We start from the raw sequence: 20,254 nt of genomic DNA on the forward strand, positions 1-20,254 counted from the left end.
ACATGACGATGCGGTTTAGTGTGCTGGCCAGCGGCAGCACCGGCAACGCCTTTTACATTGAGACAGACCGCCAGCGCCTGCTTGTTGACGCTGGTTTGAGCGGCAAGCAGCTTGAGGAACTGTTTGCTGAGATCGGCCGCCATCCGGGGCAACTCGATGCGTTGCTTGTCACCCATGAACATAGCGACCATATTAAAGGGCTTGGCGTCCTCGCCCGCAAATATCGGTTGCCGGTGTATGCCAATGAAAAAACGTGGCAGGCGATGGAACAAGCGGTCGGCGACATTCCGGCCGAGCAAAAATTTGTCTTTCCGCTCGGCACTGTAAGGACGTTTGGCGATGTCGACGTCGAATCGTTCGGCGTCTCTCACGACGCCGCCGAGCCGATGTTTTACGTTTTCCATTATGAAGGGAAAAAGCTTGTGCTGCTCACCGATACCGGCTACGTGAGCGAGCGGATCAAAAAGACGATTGAAAACGCGGATGTGTTCGTGTTTGAAAGCAATCATGACGTCGGTATGCTGCGGATGGGGAGATATCCATGGAGCGTCAAGCGTCGCATTTTAAGCGATGTCGGCCATATTTCGAATGAGGAAGCGGGCTTGGCGCTTGCTGACGTGATCGGCGACCGGACAAAGCAAATTTATTTGGCCCATTTGAGCCAAGATAACAATATGAAAGAGCTGGCGCGCATGACCGTGACGCAAGTGTTGGAACAGAAAGGCTTAGTGGTCGGCGCCCGCTTTCATTTGTACGATACCGATCCGCGCCGGGCAACGGCATTGGCGTATGTATAAAGCCCGTTTTGCCGAAACTGAGGAAAACGCGTTTGTTGGATTTTTTCTCCTGTTCATGATTATAATGAGGGATGGAGACGAATGTGGAAAGGATGGCGAGTATGGGATATTACGACGACCATTATGAGCCGTACGGACAAACGAGGAGGAAGCGGCGCAGCGGATCGTTTGTTTCCGCGCTTGTCGGGGCCGTGTTAGGAGGACTCCTCGTCCTCATGTCCATTCCGGCGCTTTCTCGCTGGGATATCCTCCCATATAATGTTGTGCCGAATCAAAGAGCAGAGGAAGAGCCAAAGGAAAATGGAACTCCACCGATTCGGCAGCGTGTTTTCGTTGATGTGACGACGGCGGTGACAAAGGCGATCGACCAAGTGTCAGACGCGGTTGTCGGCGTTGTCAATATTCAAGCAGCGGGCTTCTGGTCGCAAGGAGGCGAGACTGGCGTCGGATCGGGCGTCATTTACAAGAAAGCGGGAGGCCGGGCGTTTATCGTCACGAACCACCACGTTATCGAAAACGCCAGCCAGCTTGAAGTGAGCTTAAAAGATGGAACGAGAGTGCCGGCGAAGCTGCTCGGCAGCGATGTGCTTATGGATTTAGCCGTTTTGGAAATTGACGCGAAGCATGTGAAAAAAGTTGCCCAGTTCGGCAATTCTGATACGCTGAAGCCAGGCGAGCCGGTCATCGCCATCGGCAATCCGCTCGGTTTGCAGTTCGCCGGATCGGTGACGCAAGGTATTATTTCTGGAACGAACCGGACGGTCGAAGTCGATTTGGACCAAGACGGCGCTCCAGACTGGAACGCAGAAGTATTGCAGACGGATGCGGCGATCAACCCAGGAAACAGCGGCGGAGCTCTCGTCAATATCAAAGGGCAAGTCATCGGCATCAACTCGATGAAAATCGCCCAAGAGGCGGTTGAAGGCATCGGGTTCGCGATTCCGATCAACACGGCCATTCCGATCATTTCGGACTTAGAAAAATACGGACAAGTGCGCCGTCCATATATGGGCGTTGAACTTCGCTCGCTAAGCGACATCCCATCGTATCATTGGCAGGCGACGCTTCATTTGCCGCCGAACGTAACGGAAGGAGTGGCGGTCATTCAAGTCGTGCCGATGTCGCCGGCCGCACAGGCGGGCTTAAAACAGTTTGATGTCATCGTGGCGCTTGACGGCGAAAAAATCCGCAATGTGCTTGACTTGCGCAAGTATTTGTACACGAAAAAATCGATCGGCGACCGGATGGAAGTCACGTTTTATCGTGATGGAAAAAAACGCACAGTTACGATGAAGCTGGCGCGCGAATCCTATTAAGCGAAAGCGAACGGAGGGAGCGAAAACGCTCCTTCTTTTTTCCACAAGGAGAGGGGCGAGAATGATGATATTCACATGTGAAGAACATGTCGACATCGCCATTGATCAATATGTAGATGAAACAGAACAGGCGCCGGATCTCCTGCCTGTGGATAACAGCGGAAAACAATGCGATTTTTGTGAAAGACGAGCGGTATATGCTGTAGGAGGATAACCGTTTTTTCACAATATGTGGATATGTATTGTGTATATGTGGATAAATTCTGTTGATAAGCTGTTTATAAGGCAGGGATTGTTTGTGCATATTTTCATTGTCGCTGTGGGTAAATTGAAGGAAAAATATTTAATCGCTGGAATTCATGAATATACAAAGCGGCTGTCCGCGTACGCCAAAATCGACATTATCGAAGTCGCCGATGAAAAAACGCCGGAGCGGGCGAGCGAACTTGAGGAGGAACAAATCAAAGAGCGCGAAGGGGAACGGCTTCTGGCGAAAATCCCCCATGACGCCCACGTCATCGCGCTCGCGATTGAAGGGAAGATGAAATCGTCCAAACAATTTGCCGCCCGTCTCGATGAGCTCGCCACCTACGGCAAAAGCAAAGTGGTGTTTGTCATCGGTGGTTCGCTCGGCTTAAGCAAACAAGTGATGGCGCGCGCCGACGAGACGCTGTCGTTTTCGAAAATGACGTTTCCACACCAGCTCATGCGCCTCATTTTGCTCGAGCAAATTTACCGCGCGTTTCGCATTAACCGGGGGGAGCCGTATCATAAGTAAATGAGGTTTTCTATTTCTTAGTTTCATGATGGAGAGAAGACGTTTGATCACAGATTTATTCATTACTGTTGAATACGGGAGATCAAGTTGAGACATTTGGTTCAAATAGCCGTTGCGCCAATGCAGCACAACGGCTATCCTTCATCCATCATTGTTTGTGTCAGGATGAAGCGGCCTCATTTTTTTTATGGAAATCTTTTTCGATTAAGGAATTTTTAGATGATTCACTCATGACGAAATAGGTGATCAAGCTAATAGCGATGCAGCCAGCAACATAGTAAAAAAATGCTGATTCAATGCCCGCATTCTTCAGCCATAGAGCGACAAATTCAGTTGTTCCGCCAAAGATGGCGACAGTCAGCGAATAAGGAAACCCTACACCGAGCGCACGTATTTCTGTCGGGAATAATTCTGCTTTGACAATGGCATTAATGGAAGTATATCCGGTGACAATGACAAGTCCCCCCATCATGAGCAAGAAGGCGATGAACGGATTGGGTGTTTGTTTCATGAATACAAAGATCGGTACAGTTAGCAGTGCCCCAAGGATGCCAAAGCTAATTAAAAGTGGTTTGCGGCCGATTCGATCGGACAGCATTCCGGCAAACGGTTGGAGAACAACAAAAACCAATAGAGCAATAAAATTGATCCAGCTGACGGTTTCTTTGTCGATCCCTACTGAATTGACCATAAATTTTTGCAGATAAGTTGTATAGGTATAGAACGCGACAGTGCCCCCCAGTGTGAGGCCAACAACGGTCAGGACGGCTTTTGGATATTTCATCAACAATTTGAGGGTGCCTGCATGTTTACGTGTTTCTGTGTGCATTTCTGAGTATTGCTCAGACTCGTCCATTGAACGGCGTAGCCATAATACGATCAGCGCGCCGATGGCTCCGATGGCAAAAGGAATGCGCCATCCCCAAGAAACCATTTGTCTTTCATTCAATATTTGTTGAAGAATAATTTGAACGCCAAGGGCTACCAATTGGCCCGATACAAGCGTTACATATTGAAAACTAGAATAGAATCCCCGACGTCCGCTAGCAGCCATTTCGGACAAATAAGTAGCGGAAGTTCCATATTCTCCTCCTAGTGATATTCCTTGAATCAGCCGGGCTAGGACTAGGATAACGGGGGCCAACATGCCAATGCTACTGTATCCAGGTGTACAAGCAATCACAAGGGAACCGAGAGCCATAATCATAACGGAAAGTGTCAAGGCAGCCCGGCGTCCATGCCGATCTGCATACCGTCCCATAACCCAACTGCCCAGCGGTCTCATCAGAAACCCAATCGCAAAAATGCCAGCTGTGTTTAGCAGTTGAACGGTCATGTTCCCTTCAGGAAAAAACTCAGATGAAAAATAGACGGCAAAAGCAGAATAAACGTACCAGTCATACCATTCAATCAGATTTCCTAACGATCCTTTAAAAATGTTTGCGGTAATGCGTCTGGATGCATGATAGTCAGTAGTTTGCCTCATGTTTCATCCTCCTTGGCTGTGTAGAATTCCACATTTCAGTTATAAATTGTTATTCGACGTCTTCGCTATCAAATCCTCCCAGAAAAAGGGATGCTAGGGAAAAGTTAAGGAGAGCCGCCTAATTTATGCAGCTCCCCCGCATTGGGCCGATACTTTATTTTTGCCGCTTTCTTTCGAACGAAGCAATAAATGATCAGCATAAATGTACGCTTTTTCGATCGACATGGTCCCCTCTGCTTGGAAAAAGTAAAGACCAAAGGACGATGTATAGGAAATGGGACATTTCACCGCCATGTACTCGATCAACACCGTGCTATGGCGCACTGCTTCTCGAATCTCCTCGACAAGCTGGACGCTCTCTTCAAACGTGCGATGACGCAAAAACATCGTAAATTCTTCGCCGCCGCTGCGAAACAAAAAATCGCTCTCTTTGAGAAATTGTTTCAAGGTTGAGGCGAAATGGCGGATCACTTCGTCGCCGACGGCATGGTTATACGTGTCGTTGATCATTTTAAAATTGTCGATATCAGCGACGACGACGCCGATCCATTCACCTGATCCGTTTAGCTTGGCGATCGTTTGGTCCATATAGGCGCGGTTATGAACGCCGGTCAGAAAGTCGGTGTAGGCCATTTTTTCGAAGTGGTCGCGTTCTAGTTTATGCCGAATGCTTTGTGATTTGGAAAAGAACGAGCGGCTGACGAAGTAATTCAGCAAAAATAAGCTTAAAAGCATATCCCACCGCTGTTCTTGCAAAAAGAGAAATAACAGACCGTTTGTCAGCGCCGTTTTTCCCATGTCCGTCCAGCTTCTCGTCTTAATAAAATCCAACGCCTCGTGCTTTGTCTGGATGTCGCCGGTTATATAAAAAATGATGATCAGGCAACAGTCAGTCAAAAAGGAAACGACGATGACGAGCAGGAATAAAAGCAACCAGAAGCCGATGACTGGAATAGGCTGAAACAGCGGACCAAGGAGATCGTATAAGGCAAACGCGAGCGAATTGAACGTCACAAACGCACCAATGTTGTATAATGTGTGCAGCCATTCATCGGGTTCCGCTGTTTTCAAATATTTTTTTGCCATATGTTCAGTCAAACGAAACAACGCTTCAAAGATAAACAGCCCGAACGGGCCGGCAAATAAGGCGAACGATAAACTGTAGTTAATGCCGTAATCAACGGGAATATTGTTTTTTGTTTTGTCGATGACGCGCAAGTGTGAATACAAGCTGGAAAACAGCCAGTAAAACAGCAAGGCGATGACATAGGTGCGATCGAAGGAAGGCGGCTTTGACACAAACACAACAGCAATGGACGCGGAAAAAACGGCAAAAATGATCGGTCGTGCCCGGAGTAACATCACAGCTCTCTCTCCTATAAATCTGACCTCTGACAACTTTGGCGTTGATGGAGTGGTTCCAAAAAGAGGAAGACCACTCACATGCCAGTGGTTTTCAGCCAAAATACGGATTATAGCAGGCGATGGCGAACAGTGAATTTGGAAACCGTCTTTTTATAGAATCAAGATGTTCCCAATTGGAACAAACGAACATATGGTTACATCTATTATAGTACTATATACACAATTGTGAAAATAGACGAAATGGCATTGTTTTTCGTCTTTTTTCCACAAAATTTGACATATATTGAGTGAAAGCTGGCTCAATTCAGCTGGATCGTGCTTGTTTCGTTGAATGAAACAGGAAGCAGATCAATCATTGTTGATTGTTCCAGTACAGCTAGCGCGATTGCAGCGTTGTCGGCGATGGAAAGGGTGGAAATATCGTATTGCCGAATCCGAATACGATTGCGGCAGCCGAGTTGTTTGGAGCTGCTCTTTTTCCCGCTTATGGCGGCTAGGGTCGTTCGGTCAGCCATGGCTTGTTCGTTGCAATAGTATGTTGGCGATTTGTTTGCGCTCAGAGGAAGTAGCGCTTCGGTTGGCGAACAACATGATAGTGGAGGCTGCTGTCATCTTTTATGCCAAGACGGGCGTTTCCGATGACTTTTCGTTTCCAAGGTTTGGATAGGGATAAAAGAGGAGGGAAAAAGAATGAGAATTGTCATAGCCCCTGATTCATTCAAAGAAAGTCTGTCTGCGCTCGAAGTCGCCAAGGCGGTCGAGCGTGGATTTCGCGAAGTGTTTCCAGATGCGGAATACATCAAAGTGCCGATGGCCGATGGCGGGGAAGGAACGGTGCGGTCGCTCGTTGACGCGACCGGCGGCTGCATCGTCGAAACAGAAGTGACCGGGCCGCTCGGAGAGCCGGTGCGGGCGTTTTTTGGCTTGCTTGGTGATGGAAAGACGGCGGTGATTGAGATGGCTGCCGCCTCAGGGCTACACCTTGTCCCGCGCGACCGGCGCAACCCGTTGGTGACAACGACGCGAGGGACAGGGGAGTTGATCCTTGCAGCGCTGGATGCAGGCGCCACCCATCTCATCATCGGTATCGGCGGCAGCGCGACGAACGACGGTGGGGCCGGCATGGTGCAGGCGCTCGGGGGGCGGCTTCTGGATCGAGACGGCCGCGACATCGGTCCGGGCGGCGGCGCGCTGGCCGATTTGCATGCGATTGACCTTTCCGGACTCGATCCACGCCTTGCGTCAGTTCGCATTGACGTGGCATGCGACGTCGACAACCCGCTCACCGGGCCGAACGGGGCGTCGGCCATTTTCGGTCCGCAAAAAGGGGCGACGCCGGACATGATTGCGGTTCTCGACCGGAATTTGGCGCATTACGCTGACGTCATCCGCCGCGAACTCGGCAAACAAGTCGGCGACATTCCCGGCGCTGGTGCGGCGGGCGGTTTGGGAGCAGGGCTGCTCGCGTTTCTTCCGGTCAAGTTGAAGCGCGGCGTCGAGATTGTAATCGAGACGGTTCAGCTCGCAGAGCGCGTCAAAGACGCTGACTTGGTCATCACCGGCGAAGGGCGGATCGATGAACAGACGGTGTTTGGCAAAACGCCGATCGGCGTCGCTAAGACAGCGAAACAGTTCGGTGTTCCGGTCATCGGCATCGCCGGATCGTTGGGCGACCACAGCGCTGTCGTGCTGGAGCATGGCATCGACGCGCTGTTTACGATCGTTCCAGGCGTTGTGTCATTGGAAAAAGCGCTGGAGCAGGCAGAACATTATGTGGCACAAACGGCGCGGCATATTGCTTCTGTGTATCGTCTCGGTCAAATGAAAGGGACATCTTCCTCTTAAGCGGGGAAGATGAAGGGATTTCTCCATGGGTGAAATCCTATTGTTGATCGGCATGTTCTCTTCAGCCTTCCCTTCTTGGGTGGGCAATAGACAAAGGTGCTGATTTGTGCTGCCCACAACCTTCTCAAAAAAGCCGCTACTAAGGACAAACCATCGTCCCTAGTGGCATCAATCAGGGAAGGAATAAACGCGGAATCTCCTTTTATTTAGCCAAATTAGGTAAAAACAAAGAGGAGCTGACTCCAAACGCCGGCGTTTTAGCGGATGTTTGGGTCAGCCCCTCCTTTTTTGTATGTTGTGACTCATTGGCTGAGGAGGTCAGCCGTTTGTTTGCCTGCCCGCGGCCATGAAGCGATCGCTTCAAGCGCACCGCGGATCGTGAAGCGGCCGAATCGGTGCGGCAAAATAAAGTGGTCGCCTTGGCGGATCGCGTATACTCGCTCATTATGAACGAGTTCACCTTCACCTTTCAGGATGCTGACAATAAGAAACGGTTTCGTCTGTTCTGACGTGAACGCATCATGGACGTCCCATTTTTGGACGCCGAAGTAGTCGCCTTCCACGAAGGTTGTCACCGTCGCGCTCGGAAATTCGGCGACATGAGGGCGGACATCGATGTCGCGGTGCGGGACGGTTGTGACGTCAATCGCTTTCTCTAGATGGAGCTCCCGCTTCCGCCCTTGGCTGTCGACGCGGTCGTAGTCGTAGACGCGGTAGGTCGTATCCGAGCTTTGCTGCGTCTCAAGGACGAGGGTCCCTTCGCAAAGGGCGTGGATCGTGCCGCTCGGGACATAGAAGAAGTCGCCGGGGCGGATCGACACTTTCCGAAGTAAACGATCCCATTCCCCCGCCTCCATCATCGCGCGCAGCTGCTCTTTCGTTTCTGCATAGTGGCCGTAAATGAGCTGAGCGCCCGGCTTGCAGTCGATGATGTACCAGCACTCCGTTTTGCCGAGCTCCCCGCCTTCATGCATTTTCGCATATTCATCGTCCGGGTGGACCTGGACTGACAAGTCGGCGTTGGCGTCTAAAATTTTCGTCAACAGTGGGAAGCGGTCAGACGGGAAGTGGCCGAACAAATCGCGGCGTTCCTCCCATAATTGTCCGAGTGTCATCCCCGCAAATGGTCCGCGCGCGACAACTGTTTGCCCGTGGGGATGGGCGGATACGGCCCAACATTCTCCGGTTTGCGAAGACGGAATGTCGTAGCCGAATCGTTCGGCGAGCTTCGTGCCGCCCCAAATCCGTTCTTGAAAGACAGGAGTGAGAAAAATTGGTTCAAAGTCCATGCGTCATCCCTCCTGAACACATCGTGCACCATGCAATCGGTCTCTACTGTTCATCTTACCATGAAATGCGCCGGCGGCAAATGAAAACAATAAAGGGTTAGGAGCATATGTTCCTAACCCTGTAGAAACTCAAGATCCGGCTTGTTCATCGCGACGATGTTCCGTTGGCATCGCCTATGTGCTAGCTTCATGTCGCGTCCTCAAGTTCAATGCGTGCGAGCGGCTGTTTCGCCGGCCCTTCGACGACGTCGCCATCGATGGAGAAACGCGAGCCATGACAAGGGCAGTCCCATGTCCGGTCGCCGCTGTTCCACTCCAGCTCGCACCCCATATGGGTGCACGTCGTGTCGACGACATGGAGCACCCCGGCCTCGTCCTTATAGGCGCCAGCCCGCTTTCCGTTGACCGAGACAACCGCCCCTTCGCCGCGCGCCAAATCTTGCGGCCGGCGGACAACCGGTTCGATCTTTCCCTCCAGCAAATGTTTGGCGACGTCAAGGTTTGTCGTGAAAAACTGCTTCATGCTTGGATCAGCGTAAAAGCGCGAGGGGGAGTACAAGTCTCGGTATCGGTTGTCGCGTTCGAGGATGAGGTCAGACAAAAGCATTCCGGCGACCGTCCCGTTCGTCATCCCCCACTTCCGGTATCCTGTCGCGACATAAATGTTTGGCGTCCCTGCCGTCATTCGGCCGATGTATGGCACTTTGTCCAGTGTCGTCAAATCTTGGGCGGACCAACGGTAACGGATGTCGCTCACCGTAAACAGCTGCGAAGCGAACGAGGACAGCGCCTCGTAATGACGCATCGTCGGCACGCCTTGGCCGGTTTTATGGTTTTCGCCGCCGATCAAGATGAGCGTCTCGCCGCCTGCCGCTGCGGAGCGGATCGAGCGTTTGGGTTCATCGGCGCTTAAATACATGCCGCCCGGGTACGGTTCAGCGATCGTCACTCCCAATACGTACGACCGTTCGGCGTACATGCGCGAAAAGTAAAATCCGCCGTCGTAAAACGGAAAGTGAGAACAGACGGCGACATGGTCGCACTCAACCTGTTTTTTGTCTCGCGTAATGACCGTCATCCTTTTCCCTTGTTCAATATCCGCCGCTGGTGTGTGTTCGTAAATGGCGCCGCCAGCCTGTGTAATCGAATCAACGAGCTTGGCTAAATATTTGAGCGGGTGGAACTGTGCCTGCCGCTTCATCACGACTGCTGCCGCCACCGACAGCGGGAGCGGGATCGACTCAACGAAGGCGCCGTCAATGCCAAGCCGTTCGTAGGCTTCCCATTCTTTTACAATTTTTTGGAAAGAGGAGGAAGATGTCGTATAAATATAGGCATCTTGCTCGCAAAAGTCGCAGTCGATTTGTTGTTCTTCGATCGTGCGGCGGATAAACTGGAGTGCGTCCATGCAGGCGTCATAATAGAGCCGCGCTTTTTCTGCGCCAAAATGATTGAGAAACTCATCGTAAACGAGATCGTGTTGGGCGGTGATTTTTGCTGTCGTGTGGCCGGTCGTGCCGTTTAGAAGCCGATCGGCTTCCAGAAGGGCGACGCGCGCCCCTTGCGCCGACAGCAAATAGGCCGTTGTAATCCCGGAAATGCCTCCGCCGATGATCGCGACGTCGACGGAAATGTCTGCATCAAGCTTCGGAAATGATGGAAGCGAAACGGAGTCGCGCCAGTAAGGCTCTACGATGGAAGGAAGGGACGACATGATTACCTCCTCCTTGCATGTCAATGTTGTCTTCTGTAGTTTTCCTTTTGCAAGATAAACTATTCCACATATCCACAACGGTTTTCTTTTTTTGGCAACCATCCGCAAGGAGAAGGAAAGATGGTACAATAGAAAAAGAGAATCAAACTGTTTTGCAAAAATAATGTCAAAGGAAGATCGGGAGTGAATAAATATACAAATTCGTTTCATGAACGCCCCCATGCGCTGGCAGACAGCCTGATTTTAGAGCATTACAGTTTAAGTGAACTCAATTTTGAGACGGTCAGCCATTACCGCGAGCGGTTTGCTCGAGTGAAACCGGGCCATCCGTGGAACGGGCTCGAGACAAAAGAATTTTTGTACAAAATCGGCGCGTGGGGCAAGCTGCGCGACAGCAGCAAAGAAGGGCTGACGCTCGCGGGATTGTTGATGTTCAGTGAGGAGCGGATCATCACTGAGGTGTTGCCGCAATACTTTTTGGAATATCGAGAGCACGCTGACAGTGAAGCGGCAGGATGGATGAAGCGGTTCACGTCGCAAGACGGCACATGGTCCGGCAACATTTACGATTTTTATTTTCGCGTGCTTGCTGAGCTGGAGCGTCACGTTTGGGCGAATGAAGGGCGGGCTCTGCTTGGAGAGGCGCTCGTCAACGCGCTTGTGCACGCCGACTACGGAGAGGAAGGCGGCATCACCGTCGAAAAGGAGGATAGCTCATTTCGCTTTGCCAACCCGGGACGGTTCCGCATCCCGATTGAAGCGGCCATGGCAGGGCATACGAGCAATTTGCGCAATCCGAATATTTTTAAAATGTTTTTGCTGATCGACGTATGCAAACGCGCGGGATCGGGCCTTAAGCGAATGCGTGATATGCAAGAACAGGCGCTTGTCTGTCCGGTTGATATCTCGCAACAAACGAATCCGGACCGTACCATCGTTGTGTTGTGTCCGCTGTTATTTCCAGCTGAAATTAGCGCAACAATGGAAACAGAACCGGATGGACAGATGGAACAGCTGGAACCCGAATGGCTGGATCCGGACAGCGGACAGGAAACCGAGAGCTTCGTAACTAACGAACCAAACTCCGTAAATACGAACAAAAACTCTGTTAATAAGAAACCGAACTACAGAAATAAGGACAAAAACTCCGTAAACAGCGGCTCGAACTCCGTAAAAAAAGGTCCAAACTCCGTAAATGAACTGTCGAACTTCGTAAATAAAAACTCGGAGTCCGTAAATAACTTGTCTAACTCCGTAAACAACGACATCCGTATGCATGACAGCAACGAAAAAGAAGAAATCATTGAAGAACGGCTATGGAAGATGGCAGAATTAGCAAGGCGAAAAAAACGGTTGGCTCCAGCGGTCATGGAACAATTGATCGTTCGGTTATGCCGCGAGCGGCCGCTGCGTCTGAAAGAGCTAGCGGAGCTGCTCGAACGGACGCCGGATGGATTGCGCAACAATTATTTAGGAAAGTTATTAGAGGAAGGAAAAATCCGCTTAAAGTACCCGGATCAGCCCAATCATCCGCGCCAAGCCTATATGGCGGCCGATGAATGAAAAGGTTGGAGGGTGAAAGCGGATCATGATCCAAACGGAAATACACCGGTCGGGAGGATGGTGTCTGCGATCGCACATGTCCTGCTTTTTGTTTCTTTCGTGATGGTTTTATGCCAAAGAGGGTGTCCCGCAAGGATCGGGACACCCTCTCTTTTGATCGGACTTGTCATCCCGCTTGTTTTTCTTCAGAGTGGTCATGCTGGCGACGGTGCATTCCTTTGGCGAAGTATACTGCCGTCAAAAGCAACAACCAAGCTGGGCCGATGATCAAGGCGATGCGCGTATCCGGGAAGTAGGCCATTAAAGCGGCAACACCGATCAAAAAGGCAAGCGACACGTATGAGCTGTACGGATAAAGCGGAAGTTTGAACGTGAGACGTTGTACTTGTTCCGCGCTCAATTGTTTGCGGAATTTCAGTTGGGACAGCAAAATCACCGCCCACGTCCAGATGGCGCCGAATGTGGCGATGCTTGTTACCCATTGGAACACTTTTTCTGATACGTAGTTCAAATATACGCCGACAAGCATGACAAGCGCAGTGGCGATCAAGGCGGCGCCCGGAATGCCGCGTTTTGTCAGTTGGCCGAATGCGCTCGGCGCTTCTTGTTGTTCGGCGAGGTTAAACAGCATCCGGCTTGTGCTGAAAATGCCGCTGTTGCACGACGACAAGGCAGCGGTCAAGACGACAAAGTTGATGATGCCAGCCGCGGCGTGAATGCCGATTTTTTCAAATGTCAGCACGAATGGGCTGCCTTTTTCGCCAATTTCGTTCCACGGATAAATGGACATGATGACAAACAGTGCGCCGACGTAGAAGATCAAAATGCGCCAAAAGACGCTGTTAATGGCTTTGGTCAACGATTTTTGCGGGTTTTTCACTTCCCCGGCCGTTACGCCGATCATCTCGATGCCCAAATAGGCGAACATGACCATTTGCAGCGACATCAAAACGCCGCTGATCCCGTGCGGGAAGAAGCCGCCGTGCTTCCAAAGATTGCTGATGCCGGTGGCGACGCCGCCATTGCCGATGCCAAAGAGGATCATGCCAAGGCCGATGATGATCATGGCGACGATCGTCACGATTTTGATTAACGCAAACCAAAATTCAAACTCCCCGTACGCTTTCACCGCAAGAAAGTTGATGAATGTCATAAGCACCAACGCGGCAAGCGCCCACGCCCAGCGCGGCGTGTCCGGGAACCAAAACTGCATGTAAATGCCGACGGCTGTAATTTCGGCGATGCATGTGACCACCCATAAAAACCAATAATTCCAGCCGGTCAAGTAGCCAGCGAGCGGACCTAAATATTGATAAGCATAGCGGCTGAACGAACCGGCAACTGGGTGTTCGACTGCCATTTCCCCTAGCGCGCGCATGATGAAAAACATAATGGCGCCGCTGACCGCATAGCCAAGCAAAATCGCCGGCCCGGCCATCTCAATGGCGGACGCCGAACCGAGGAACAAGCCGACGCCGATCGCCGCGCCGAGCGACATGAGCGAGATGTGCCGTTCTTCCAATCCCCGATGCAATTGCCGCTGCTTTTGCTCCATTGTTTCTCCTCCTTTTGATAATAAATAATATTTTTCGAAAAAGCATTTTTGAAGCGCTTACATTATAATACTAACCGATAGATAAAGAGGTTGTAAATGAGCAATGTTTTCAAGTTATTATATAATAAATAATCTGAATAGTATTTAAAAATACATAAATTGCCTTGGCATCTTGTCATTTTGTACAATGGGAAACACAGAATACGCTACTCTGTGGAAAGGGGGATGCGCTGTGGAGGAACGGGAAGCGACATCATTTTTGGAACAGCTGCGGCAAGAAGGGCTACTCACCGAATCGATGCGTCCGGTCTGGGAAATGATTTTGCCGAGGCGGTTGAAGCGAATGTATGAGGTTCTCAACGAGCGCACCCGCTATATTACCGTCTTGATCGAAGCGGTCGATGACTCGCATAATCAAGCAGCGGTGTTGCGGACAGCTGAAGCGTTTGGCGTTCAAGACGTTCATATTGTGACGGGAAAGGCGCCGTTTTCACCGAACCGGCTTGTAACGCGCTATGCCGATCAGTGGCTGACGCTTCACCATAAGCCAGATATCAAAACGGCCATTGCCGATTTAAAAAAGCAAGGGTATCAAGTGTATGCAAGCTATCTTGGTGAGGGGACGATTCCGGTTTCCGACATCGATCTATCCCAACCGACAGCGCTGTTGTTTGGCAACGAGCATAGCGGCGTGTCAGAAGAGGCGCTTCGCTTGGCGGACGGAACGTTTGTCATTCCGATGTACGGCTTTGTGCAAAGTTTTAACATTTCCGTCGCCGCCGCGTTGGCGCTCTATGATGTCACCGAGCGGGCGCGTCGCCAGGCCGGCCGACACTACTATTTATTGCCTAGGGAGAAAAAGGCGTTGTATGAACAATGGATGTGGCAAACGTTAAACCCACGCATTCGTAAACAGTTGCAGCAACAAGGATTTACAATACAAAATGATGGAGGACAGCCGGGCTCCTTTCAATAGGAGTCCGGCTCTTTTCTATATGATGGAATATATTTGTGCGAATCCCCTTTCCCATCAATATTTCCCTAATGGAGGAAAACAAGTGGCGATTTGTTGAACAATGATTGAACAGTTTGTGACAAATGTTTTGCCGATTTATGAACTTTTTCGCTCGTTCGTTTCAAACATTCTCAATTTTGATATGGTAGAAACAAAGAAATGATGTATGGAAGGAGCCCCGAGTGGGCAAAGGGAGGATCGATAGTCATGAAACGGTGGCGCGCGGTGTTCATTTTACCGTTTTTGTTTTTGCTTGGCGGTTGTGTGGAGCGTACGGCCGTGCTCAATCCACAAGGGCCGGTGGCGCGCATGCAGTATGATTTGATCATGTGGTCGGTCGGCTTTATGTTGTTCATTATTGTGGTTGTCTTTACGTTATTTGCCGTTTTCCTCATTCGTTACCGCGAGAAGCCAGAAAATGCCGGCTATGAGCCGCCGGATGAGGAAGGGAACACGCTGCTTGAGATCATCTGGACGGCCATTCCGATTTTGATTGTCGCTGCACTCGCTGTTCCGACGGTGAAGGCGACGTTTGCCTTGGAAAAGCCGCCGACGGAGAAAGTGAAGCCGATCACGATTCATGTAACGGCGGCAAACTGGAAGTGGATTTTCAGCTATCCAGAAGAAAACATTGAAACAGTCAACTACGTCCATATTCCGGCCGGTGTGCCGGTCAAGTTTAAGCTGACTTCCGTGGGACCGATGAACTCGTTTTGGGTGCCGGAATTGGGCGGCCAAAAATACGCGATGGATGGCATGGAGACCGAGCTGATTTTGCAAGCGGACAAACCCGGTTCTTACATGGGGCGGAGCGCCAACTTTTCCGGGGAAAAGTTCGCCCATATGGAGTTTGAGGTCGTCGCGCAAACGGGAGATGACTTCCGCAAATGGGTGAATGAAGTGAAACAAACCGCCCCGAAGCTCGATGAGAAAACATATACGCAAATTTTAAAACCGGGGCTTGTTGGGCGGATGACGTTTTCGAACACCCACTTAGAATGGATCGATCATGCGAAACAGAACAGCCATCATGGGAATGATCACTCCATGAAAAATGAGGGTCAAAGTCATGAAGCGATGACCGAGAGCCATCACCATGGCGAGTAGGGAAGGGGGAGCGAAAGATGAAATGGAGTGAGTTTTTTGTCACCGGCGAGCCGCTCATTTATGCGGCCGATGTCGCCATCGTCTTGACGATGGTCGGCATTGTGTTCGTGTTAACCTATTTCAAAAAATGGAAATGGTTGTGGGATGAATGGCTTACGACCGTTGACCATAAAAAAATCGGCGTCATGTACATTATTTGCGCCGTGCTCATGCTGTTCCGCGGCGGCGTCGATGCGCTTTTGATGCGGGCGCAGCTGACCGCTCCGAATATGAAATTTCTTGATGCCCAGCACTATAATGAAATTTTCACGACGCACGGAACGATTATGATTTTGTTTATGGCGATGCCGTTCATCATCGGCTTGATGAACATTGTCGTTCCGCTGCAAATCGGGGCGCGCGACGTCGCGTTTCCGTATTTGAACGCGTTGAGTTTTTGGCTCTTTTTCTTCGGGGCGTTGCTGTTTAACATTTCATTCGTCATCGGTGGATCGCCGGATGCCGGATGGACGGCGTACTTCCCGTTGGCCGGGAACGAATTCAGCCATGGTGTCGGCAACAACTACTACGCCGTTGCCTTGCAAATTTCCGGGATCGGGACGCTGATGACCGGGATCAACTTCCTTGTCACGATTTTAAAAATGCGCGCGCCAGGCATGACGTTGATGCGCATGCCGATGTTTACGTGGACGATTCTCATTACGTGCGTGCTCATTATTTTCGCCTTTCCGGTATTGACGGTTGCTTTGGCATTAATGACATTCGATCGCGTATTTGGCACGCAGTTTTTCACGATGGCCAACGGCGGCATGTCGATGCTGTGGGCGAACTTGTTCTGGATTTGGGGCCACCCGGAAGTGTATATCGTTATTTTGCCATCGTTCGGCATTTTCTCCGAAGTCGTGAGCACTTTCGCTCAAAAGCGGTTGTTTGGCTATAAAGCGATGGTCGGTTCGATCGTCGGCATTGCGTTTTTAAGCTTTATCGTTTGGGTGCACCATTTCTTTACAATGGGCGCGGGGCCCGCAGTGAATTCGGCGTTCTCCATCACAACGATGGCGATCGCCATTCCGACCGGCGTGAAAATTTTCAACTGGCTGTTTACGATCCGTAAAGGAAAAATTCGTTTTACAACAGCGATGCTTTGGTCGCTGGCGTTCATTCCGAATTTTGTCATCGGCGGCGTGACAGGCGTGATGCTGGCGATGGCCGCGGCCGATTATCAATACCATAACAGCTATTTTCTCATCGCCCACTTCCATTACGTGTTGATCGCGGGGACGGTGTTCGCCTGCTTTGCCGGCTTGCACTACTGGTATCCGAAAATGTTTGGCCATATATTGAACGAGCGGCTCGGCAAATGGACGTTTTGGCTGTTTATGATCGGCTTTAACGTCTGTTTCTTCCCGATGTATTTCCTCGGGCTGATGGGAATGACGCGCCGCATGTACACGTACTCGGACGGTCTCGGCTGGACGCCGCTGAACGTTGTGGCAACGGTTGGGGCGGCCTTGATGGGCATCGGATTTATCGTGCTTTGCTATAACATTTATTACAGCGCGCGCTACGGCGAGCGCGACATGACCGGCGACCCGTGGAACGGGCGGACGCTCGAGTGGGCGACGGCGTCGCCGCCCATGCATTACAACTTCCCGGTGACGCCGGTGGTGGAAGATATCGATGCATATTGGGTGATGAAGAAAAAATATGGCGGCTTCCACGTGAAAGAAGAAGACTTGAAGCCGATCCATATGCCAAGCAACTCAGGACGTCCGTTTTGGATGTCGGTGGCATTTTTCGTCGCCGGATTCGGCCTTGTGTTCAAATGGTTTGCGTTGGCCATTGTTGGCGCGTTGTTCATTGTGCTTGGGTTGATTCTCCGCTCGTTTGAAGACGATGATGGCTACTATATTCCGGTTGATGAGATTAAACGAATGGAGCAGGCGGCGCGAAAGGGGGCGTAATGAATGGGAGAAGCTGCACATCGCTATGATGAAACGCTGCCGCTGGAGTATCGGACACAAGAGAGTCGGTTGAACATATTGGGCTTTTGGATTTTCCTCGGGGCGGAAGTCGCGTTGTTTGCGACGCTGTTTGCGACGTATCTCGTCTTGTTTCAACGGACCGGCTCGGGACCGACGGCAGGCGAGTTGTTTGAGGTAAAAGACGTTTTGATTGAAACGCTGTTGCTTTTAACGAGCAGTTTTACGTGCGGGCTGGCCATTTTTGAAATGCGCCGCGGCCGCATGAGTGGGTTGCTTGCGTGGCTGCTTGTCACGCTGCTGCTTGGTGCGGGGTTCATCACATTTGAAATTCGTGAGTTCATCCATTACGTCCATGAAGGAGCGACGATGCAGACGAGCGCGTTTTTATCAAGCTTTTTCGTGCTCGTCGGCACGCACGGCGCCCACGTCAGTTTAGGAATTGGCTGGATGATCTTAATCATCATCCAGCTCCTCCAGCGCGGCTTTACGCCGAAAACAGCGCGGAAAGTGTTTATGGTCAGCTTGTACTGGCACTTTTTGGACGTCGTTTGGATTTTCATCTTCACGCTCGTCTATTTGTTAGGGATGGTGATCTAACATGGGTGCGAACGGCCATCAAGAATCATTTCCGTGGAAACATATCATCGGGTTTTTGTTGTCGCTCGTCTTGACGTTTGCCGCGCTTTGGGTGGCGCTCTCGTCCGGGCTGCCGCTCAAGGCGGTCATTGTCATCATTGTGCTGTTTGCCGTCATCCAAGCCAGCTTGCAGCTGTTTATGTTCATGCACGTCAACGAAAGCGACAGCGGCCGCATTCAAACATTCAACATGGCGTACAGCTTCTTTATCGCGGTTGTCGTTGTCGCCGGTTCGATTTGGGTGATGCAGTTTGTGTTATAGAGCGAGGCTGGCCGGGGATTCGGCCAGCTTTTTTCCTCTCCCAAAGCGATGCGAAAGCACGGCATTTCCGCCATAAAAAAGGCGTCTTGCCCTAATGGGCAAGACGCCTTTTACAATACTTTTGATAAAAACGCTTTCGTCCGTTCGTGCTGCGGGCGGTCAAACAACTCTTCCGGCTTTCCTTCTTCGACGATGTAGCCGCCGTCCATAAACAAGACGCGGTCGCCGACTTCGCGGGCAAAGCCCATTTCATGGGTGACGACAACCATCGTCATCCCTTCATTGGCCAGCTGCTTCATGACCGAGAGCACTTCCCCGACCATTTCCGGGTCAAGCGCTGATGTCGGCTCGTCAAACAACATGATTTTCGGCTCCATGGCGAGCGCGCGGGCGATGGCGACACGCTGCGCCTGTCCGCCGGAAAGGGAATCTGGGTAGGCGTGTGCTTTGTCCTGCAAACCGACTTTGGCGAGCAGCTCCATCGCCTTCGCTTCCGCTTTTTCACGCGGCCATTTGCGCACTTTCATCGGCGCCAGCGTAATGTTGTTGAGCACCGTCATATGCGGAAACAAGTTGAAGCGTTGAAACACCATGCCGACTTCTTCCCGCACTTTATTTAAATTCGTGTCTTTGGCCTTCAAATTGATGCCGTCAATGATAATTTCTCCTTCATCGAAATCCTCAAGGAGGTTTAAGCAGCGCAAAAACGTCGATTTCCCCGAACCCGACGGGCCGATGACAACGACGACTTCTCCTTCGCGGATATGGACGTCGATTCCTTTCAATACCTGAAGCGAACCAAACGATTTTTTCAGCTGGCGTACGTCGATCATTGGGTCGAATACTTCCTTTCAAGATAGTGTAGGAGTTTGCTGAGGGAGAGGGTCAGCAACAAATAAATAAACGCGACCGTCAAATACGGTTCCCAGACGCGGTAATATTGCCCCTGTGCCGCTCTTCCCCAATACATCAGCTCTGGGGCAGCGATGACCAGTCCAAGTGAAGAGTCCTTGATCAAGACAATAAATTCATTAGCAAACGGCGGAATCATCCGCTTCAACGCCTGCGGCAAAATGATGTAGCGCATGGCTTGCGCGTGTGTCATCCCGAGCGAGCGGGCGGCTTCCATTTGCCCCTTGTCGATCGATTGGATGCCGGCGCGGAAAATTTCCGCCACATAAGCCGCCGAATTGAGCGAAAGCGATACGATCAGTGAAACGGTTGCGCTTGGCTGGGCGAAAAAGATCGGCATGACACCGAAGTGAACGAGTAAAATTTGCACGACAAGCGGCGTGCCGCGGAAAAAGTTAATGTACCATGCAAATGGCAACCTGATGAGCCGATTGGTTGACATTTTGCCAAGGCCGATGATCAACCCGAGAATTAAACCGGAAATAATGGCGGCGATCGAAACACCAATGGTCAACAACAATCCGCGCAAGAAAAACGGGGCATATTCTATAATGATATCGAAACGGAAATCCATCGGTTCTCACCTTTCTTATGAAAAAGGCGTAACTTATGGCCAGTTACGCCTTTTT

18 protein-coding genes are annotated in these 20,254 nt (G+C 51.0%); 11 read left to right on the forward strand and 7 right to left on the reverse strand.

The window, feature by feature from the left end:
* The first annotated feature begins 2 nt into the window (after window positions 1-2).
* The 4 genes from ETC05_RS06930 (at window position 3) to rlmH (ending at window position 2,891) form a co-directional block, all read left to right on the forward strand.
* Complete coding sequence (locus ETC05_RS06930; RefSeq protein WP_171660675.1) at window positions 3-797, forward strand: MBL fold metallo-hydrolase; 795 nt, start codon at window positions 3-5, stop codon at window positions 795-797.
* A gap of 101 nt (window positions 798-898) precedes the next feature.
* Window positions 899-2,113, forward strand: coding sequence for a S1C family serine protease (locus ETC05_RS06935; RefSeq protein WP_031406452.1), 1,215 nt, complete (start codon window positions 899-901; stop codon window positions 2,111-2,113).
* A 61-nt stretch (window positions 2,114-2,174) separates the two neighbouring features.
* Entirely contained in the window at window positions 2,175-2,327 is a 153-nt protein-coding gene (locus ETC05_RS06940; RefSeq protein ID WP_084177467.1) for a CxxH/CxxC protein, read from the forward strand.
* A gap of 84 nt (window positions 2,328-2,411) precedes the next feature.
* The gene (rlmH, locus tag ETC05_RS06945) at window positions 2,412-2,891 is read left to right on the forward strand and encodes a 23S rRNA (pseudouridine(1915)-N(3))-methyltransferase RlmH (protein WP_171660676.1); all 480 of its coding nucleotides are present in this window, start codon (window positions 2,412-2,414) and stop codon (window positions 2,889-2,891) included.
* A gap of 160 nt (window positions 2,892-3,051) precedes the next feature.
* On the opposite strand, the gene ETC05_RS06950 is transcribed toward rlmH, so the two are convergent.
* Both ETC05_RS06950 and ETC05_RS06955 read right to left on the reverse strand, forming a co-directional pair.
* Window positions 3,052-4,377: an MFS transporter gene (locus ETC05_RS06950; protein WP_171660677.1), complete on the reverse strand. Its 1,326-nt coding sequence runs from the start codon at window positions 4,375-4,377 to the stop codon at window positions 3,052-3,054.
* Between the two features lie 123 nt (window positions 4,378-4,500).
* Entirely contained in the window at window positions 4,501-5,739 is a 1,239-nt protein-coding gene (locus ETC05_RS06955; protein WP_171660737.1) for a GGDEF domain-containing protein, read from the reverse strand.
* A 693-nt stretch (window positions 5,740-6,432) separates the two neighbouring features.
* Here ETC05_RS06955 and ETC05_RS06960 point away from each other — a divergent pair.
* Window positions 6,433-7,587, forward strand: coding sequence for a glycerate kinase (locus tag ETC05_RS06960; RefSeq protein WP_171660678.1), 1,155 nt, complete (start codon window positions 6,433-6,435; stop codon window positions 7,585-7,587).
* 302 nt (window positions 7,588-7,889) lie between these two features.
* On the opposite strand, the gene manA is transcribed toward ETC05_RS06960, so the two are convergent.
* Together manA and ETC05_RS06970 are read right to left on the reverse strand one after the other, a co-directional pair.
* Window positions 7,890-8,876 carry a mannose-6-phosphate isomerase, class I gene (gene manA, locus ETC05_RS06965; protein ID WP_171660679.1) on the reverse strand — a complete coding sequence of 329 codons (987 nt, stop codon included), beginning with the start codon at window positions 8,874-8,876 and terminating at the stop codon, window positions 7,890-7,892.
* A 187-nt stretch (window positions 8,877-9,063) separates the two neighbouring features.
* The gene (locus ETC05_RS06970) at window positions 9,064-10,590 is read right to left on the reverse strand and encodes an FAD-dependent oxidoreductase (RefSeq protein WP_031406482.1); all 1,527 of its coding nucleotides are present in this window, start codon (window positions 10,588-10,590) and stop codon (window positions 9,064-9,066) included.
* A 183-nt stretch (window positions 10,591-10,773) separates the two neighbouring features.
* Between ETC05_RS06970 and ETC05_RS06975 the strand changes: the two genes are divergently transcribed.
* Entirely contained in the window at window positions 10,774-12,153 is a 1,380-nt protein-coding gene (locus ETC05_RS06975) for an ATP-binding protein (RefSeq protein WP_171660680.1), read from the forward strand.
* Between the two features lie 166 nt (window positions 12,154-12,319).
* Here the strand turns inward: ETC05_RS06975 and ETC05_RS06980 are convergent, their stop codons facing one another.
* Complete coding sequence (locus tag ETC05_RS06980; protein ID WP_171660681.1) at window positions 12,320-13,708, reverse strand: amino acid permease; 1,389 nt, start codon at window positions 13,706-13,708, stop codon at window positions 12,320-12,322.
* A gap of 232 nt (window positions 13,709-13,940) precedes the next feature.
* Here ETC05_RS06980 and ETC05_RS06985 point away from each other — a divergent pair, with 232 nt between their 5' ends.
* The 5 genes from ETC05_RS06985 (at window position 13,941) to qoxD (ending at window position 18,713) form a co-directional block, all read left to right on the forward strand.
* Window positions 13,941-14,684, forward strand: coding sequence for a TrmH family RNA methyltransferase (locus tag ETC05_RS06985; protein WP_031406488.1), 744 nt, complete (start codon window positions 13,941-13,943; stop codon window positions 14,682-14,684).
* A gap of 246 nt (window positions 14,685-14,930) precedes the next feature.
* Window positions 14,931-15,830 carry a cytochrome aa3 quinol oxidase subunit II gene (qoxA, locus tag ETC05_RS06990; RefSeq protein WP_033842311.1) on the forward strand — a complete coding sequence of 300 codons (900 nt, stop codon included), beginning with the start codon at window positions 14,931-14,933 and terminating at the stop codon, window positions 15,828-15,830.
* 17 nt (window positions 15,831-15,847) lie between these two features.
* On the forward strand, window positions 15,848-17,794 hold the full coding sequence (gene qoxB / locus ETC05_RS06995) for a cytochrome aa3 quinol oxidase subunit I (protein ID WP_171660682.1): 1,947 nt from the start codon (window positions 15,848-15,850) through the stop codon (window positions 17,792-17,794).
* Window positions 17,795-17,797: 3 nt separating this feature from the next.
* Window positions 17,798-18,412 (forward strand): cytochrome aa3 quinol oxidase subunit III, encoded by a 615-nt coding sequence (qoxC, locus tag ETC05_RS07000; protein WP_031406493.1) that lies wholly within the window; start codon window positions 17,798-17,800, stop codon window positions 18,410-18,412.
* A 1-nt stretch (window position 18,413) separates the two neighbouring features.
* Window positions 18,414-18,713 carry a cytochrome aa3 quinol oxidase subunit IV gene (qoxD, locus tag ETC05_RS07005; RefSeq protein ID WP_031406495.1) on the forward strand — a complete coding sequence of 100 codons (300 nt, stop codon included), beginning with the start codon at window positions 18,414-18,416 and terminating at the stop codon, window positions 18,711-18,713.
* Between the two features lie 110 nt (window positions 18,714-18,823).
* Here the strand turns inward: qoxD and ETC05_RS07010 are convergent, their stop codons facing one another.
* Both ETC05_RS07010 and ETC05_RS07015 read right to left on the reverse strand, forming a co-directional pair.
* Window positions 18,824-19,546: an amino acid ABC transporter ATP-binding protein gene (locus tag ETC05_RS07010; protein WP_031406497.1), complete on the reverse strand. Its 723-nt coding sequence runs from the start codon at window positions 19,544-19,546 to the stop codon at window positions 18,824-18,826.
* On the reverse strand, window positions 19,543-20,199 hold the full coding sequence (locus ETC05_RS07015) for an amino acid ABC transporter permease (protein WP_031406499.1): 657 nt from the start codon (window positions 20,197-20,199) through the stop codon (window positions 19,543-19,545). Before ETC05_RS07015 ends, ETC05_RS07010 begins: the two co-directional genes overlap by 4 nt.
* Between the last annotated feature and the right edge of the window lie 55 nt (window positions 20,200-20,254).

This window comes from Geobacillus sp. BMUD (assembly GCF_013096845.1).
In the GTDB taxonomy this organism is placed as follows: Bacteria; Bacillota; Bacilli; order Bacillales; family Anoxybacillaceae; genus Geobacillus; species Geobacillus vulcani.

Excerpts from the sequence above, each read along its gene's own strand:
- ETC05_RS06935 (WP_031406452.1), top strand. The coding sequence starts at position 899 with ATGGGATATTACGACGACCATTATGAGCCGTACGGACAAACGAGGAGG.
- ETC05_RS06980 (WP_171660681.1), bottom strand. The coding sequence starts at position 13,708 with ATGGAGCAAAAGCAGCGGCAATTGCATCGGGGATTGGAAGAACGGCAC.
- manA (WP_171660679.1), bottom strand. The coding sequence starts at position 8,876 with ATGGACTTTGAACCAATTTTTCTCACTCCTGTCTTTCAAGAACGGATT.
- ETC05_RS06940 (WP_084177467.1), top strand. The coding sequence starts at position 2,175 with ATGATGATATTCACATGTGAAGAACATGTCGACATCGCCATTGATCAA.
- ETC05_RS06930 (WP_171660675.1), top strand. The coding sequence starts at position 3 with ATGACGATGCGGTTTAGTGTGCTGGCCAGCGGCAGCACCGGCAACGCC.
- ETC05_RS06960 (WP_171660678.1), top strand. The coding sequence starts at position 6,433 with ATGAGAATTGTCATAGCCCCTGATTCATTCAAAGAAAGTCTGTCTGCG.
- ETC05_RS07010 (WP_031406497.1), bottom strand. The coding sequence starts at position 19,546 with ATGATCGACGTACGCCAGCTGAAAAAATCGTTTGGTTCGCTTCAGGTA.
- ETC05_RS07015 (WP_031406499.1), bottom strand. The coding sequence starts at position 20,199 with ATGGATTTCCGTTTCGATATCATTATAGAATATGCCCCGTTTTTCTTG.
- ETC05_RS06970 (WP_031406482.1), bottom strand. The coding sequence starts at position 10,590 with ATGTCGTCCCTTCCTTCCATCGTAGAGCCTTACTGGCGCGACTCCGTT.
- ETC05_RS06950 (WP_171660677.1), bottom strand. The coding sequence starts at position 4,377 with ATGAGGCAAACTACTGACTATCATGCATCCAGACGCATTACCGCAAAC.
- qoxC (WP_031406493.1), top strand. The coding sequence starts at position 17,798 with ATGGGAGAAGCTGCACATCGCTATGATGAAACGCTGCCGCTGGAGTAT.
- qoxD (WP_031406495.1), top strand. The coding sequence starts at position 18,414 with ATGGGTGCGAACGGCCATCAAGAATCATTTCCGTGGAAACATATCATC.
- qoxA (WP_033842311.1), top strand. The coding sequence starts at position 14,931 with ATGAAACGGTGGCGCGCGGTGTTCATTTTACCGTTTTTGTTTTTGCTT.
- qoxB (WP_171660682.1), top strand. The coding sequence starts at position 15,848 with ATGAAATGGAGTGAGTTTTTTGTCACCGGCGAGCCGCTCATTTATGCG.
- ETC05_RS06955 (WP_171660737.1), bottom strand. The coding sequence starts at position 5,739 with ATGTTACTCCGGGCACGACCGATCATTTTTGCCGTTTTTTCCGCGTCC.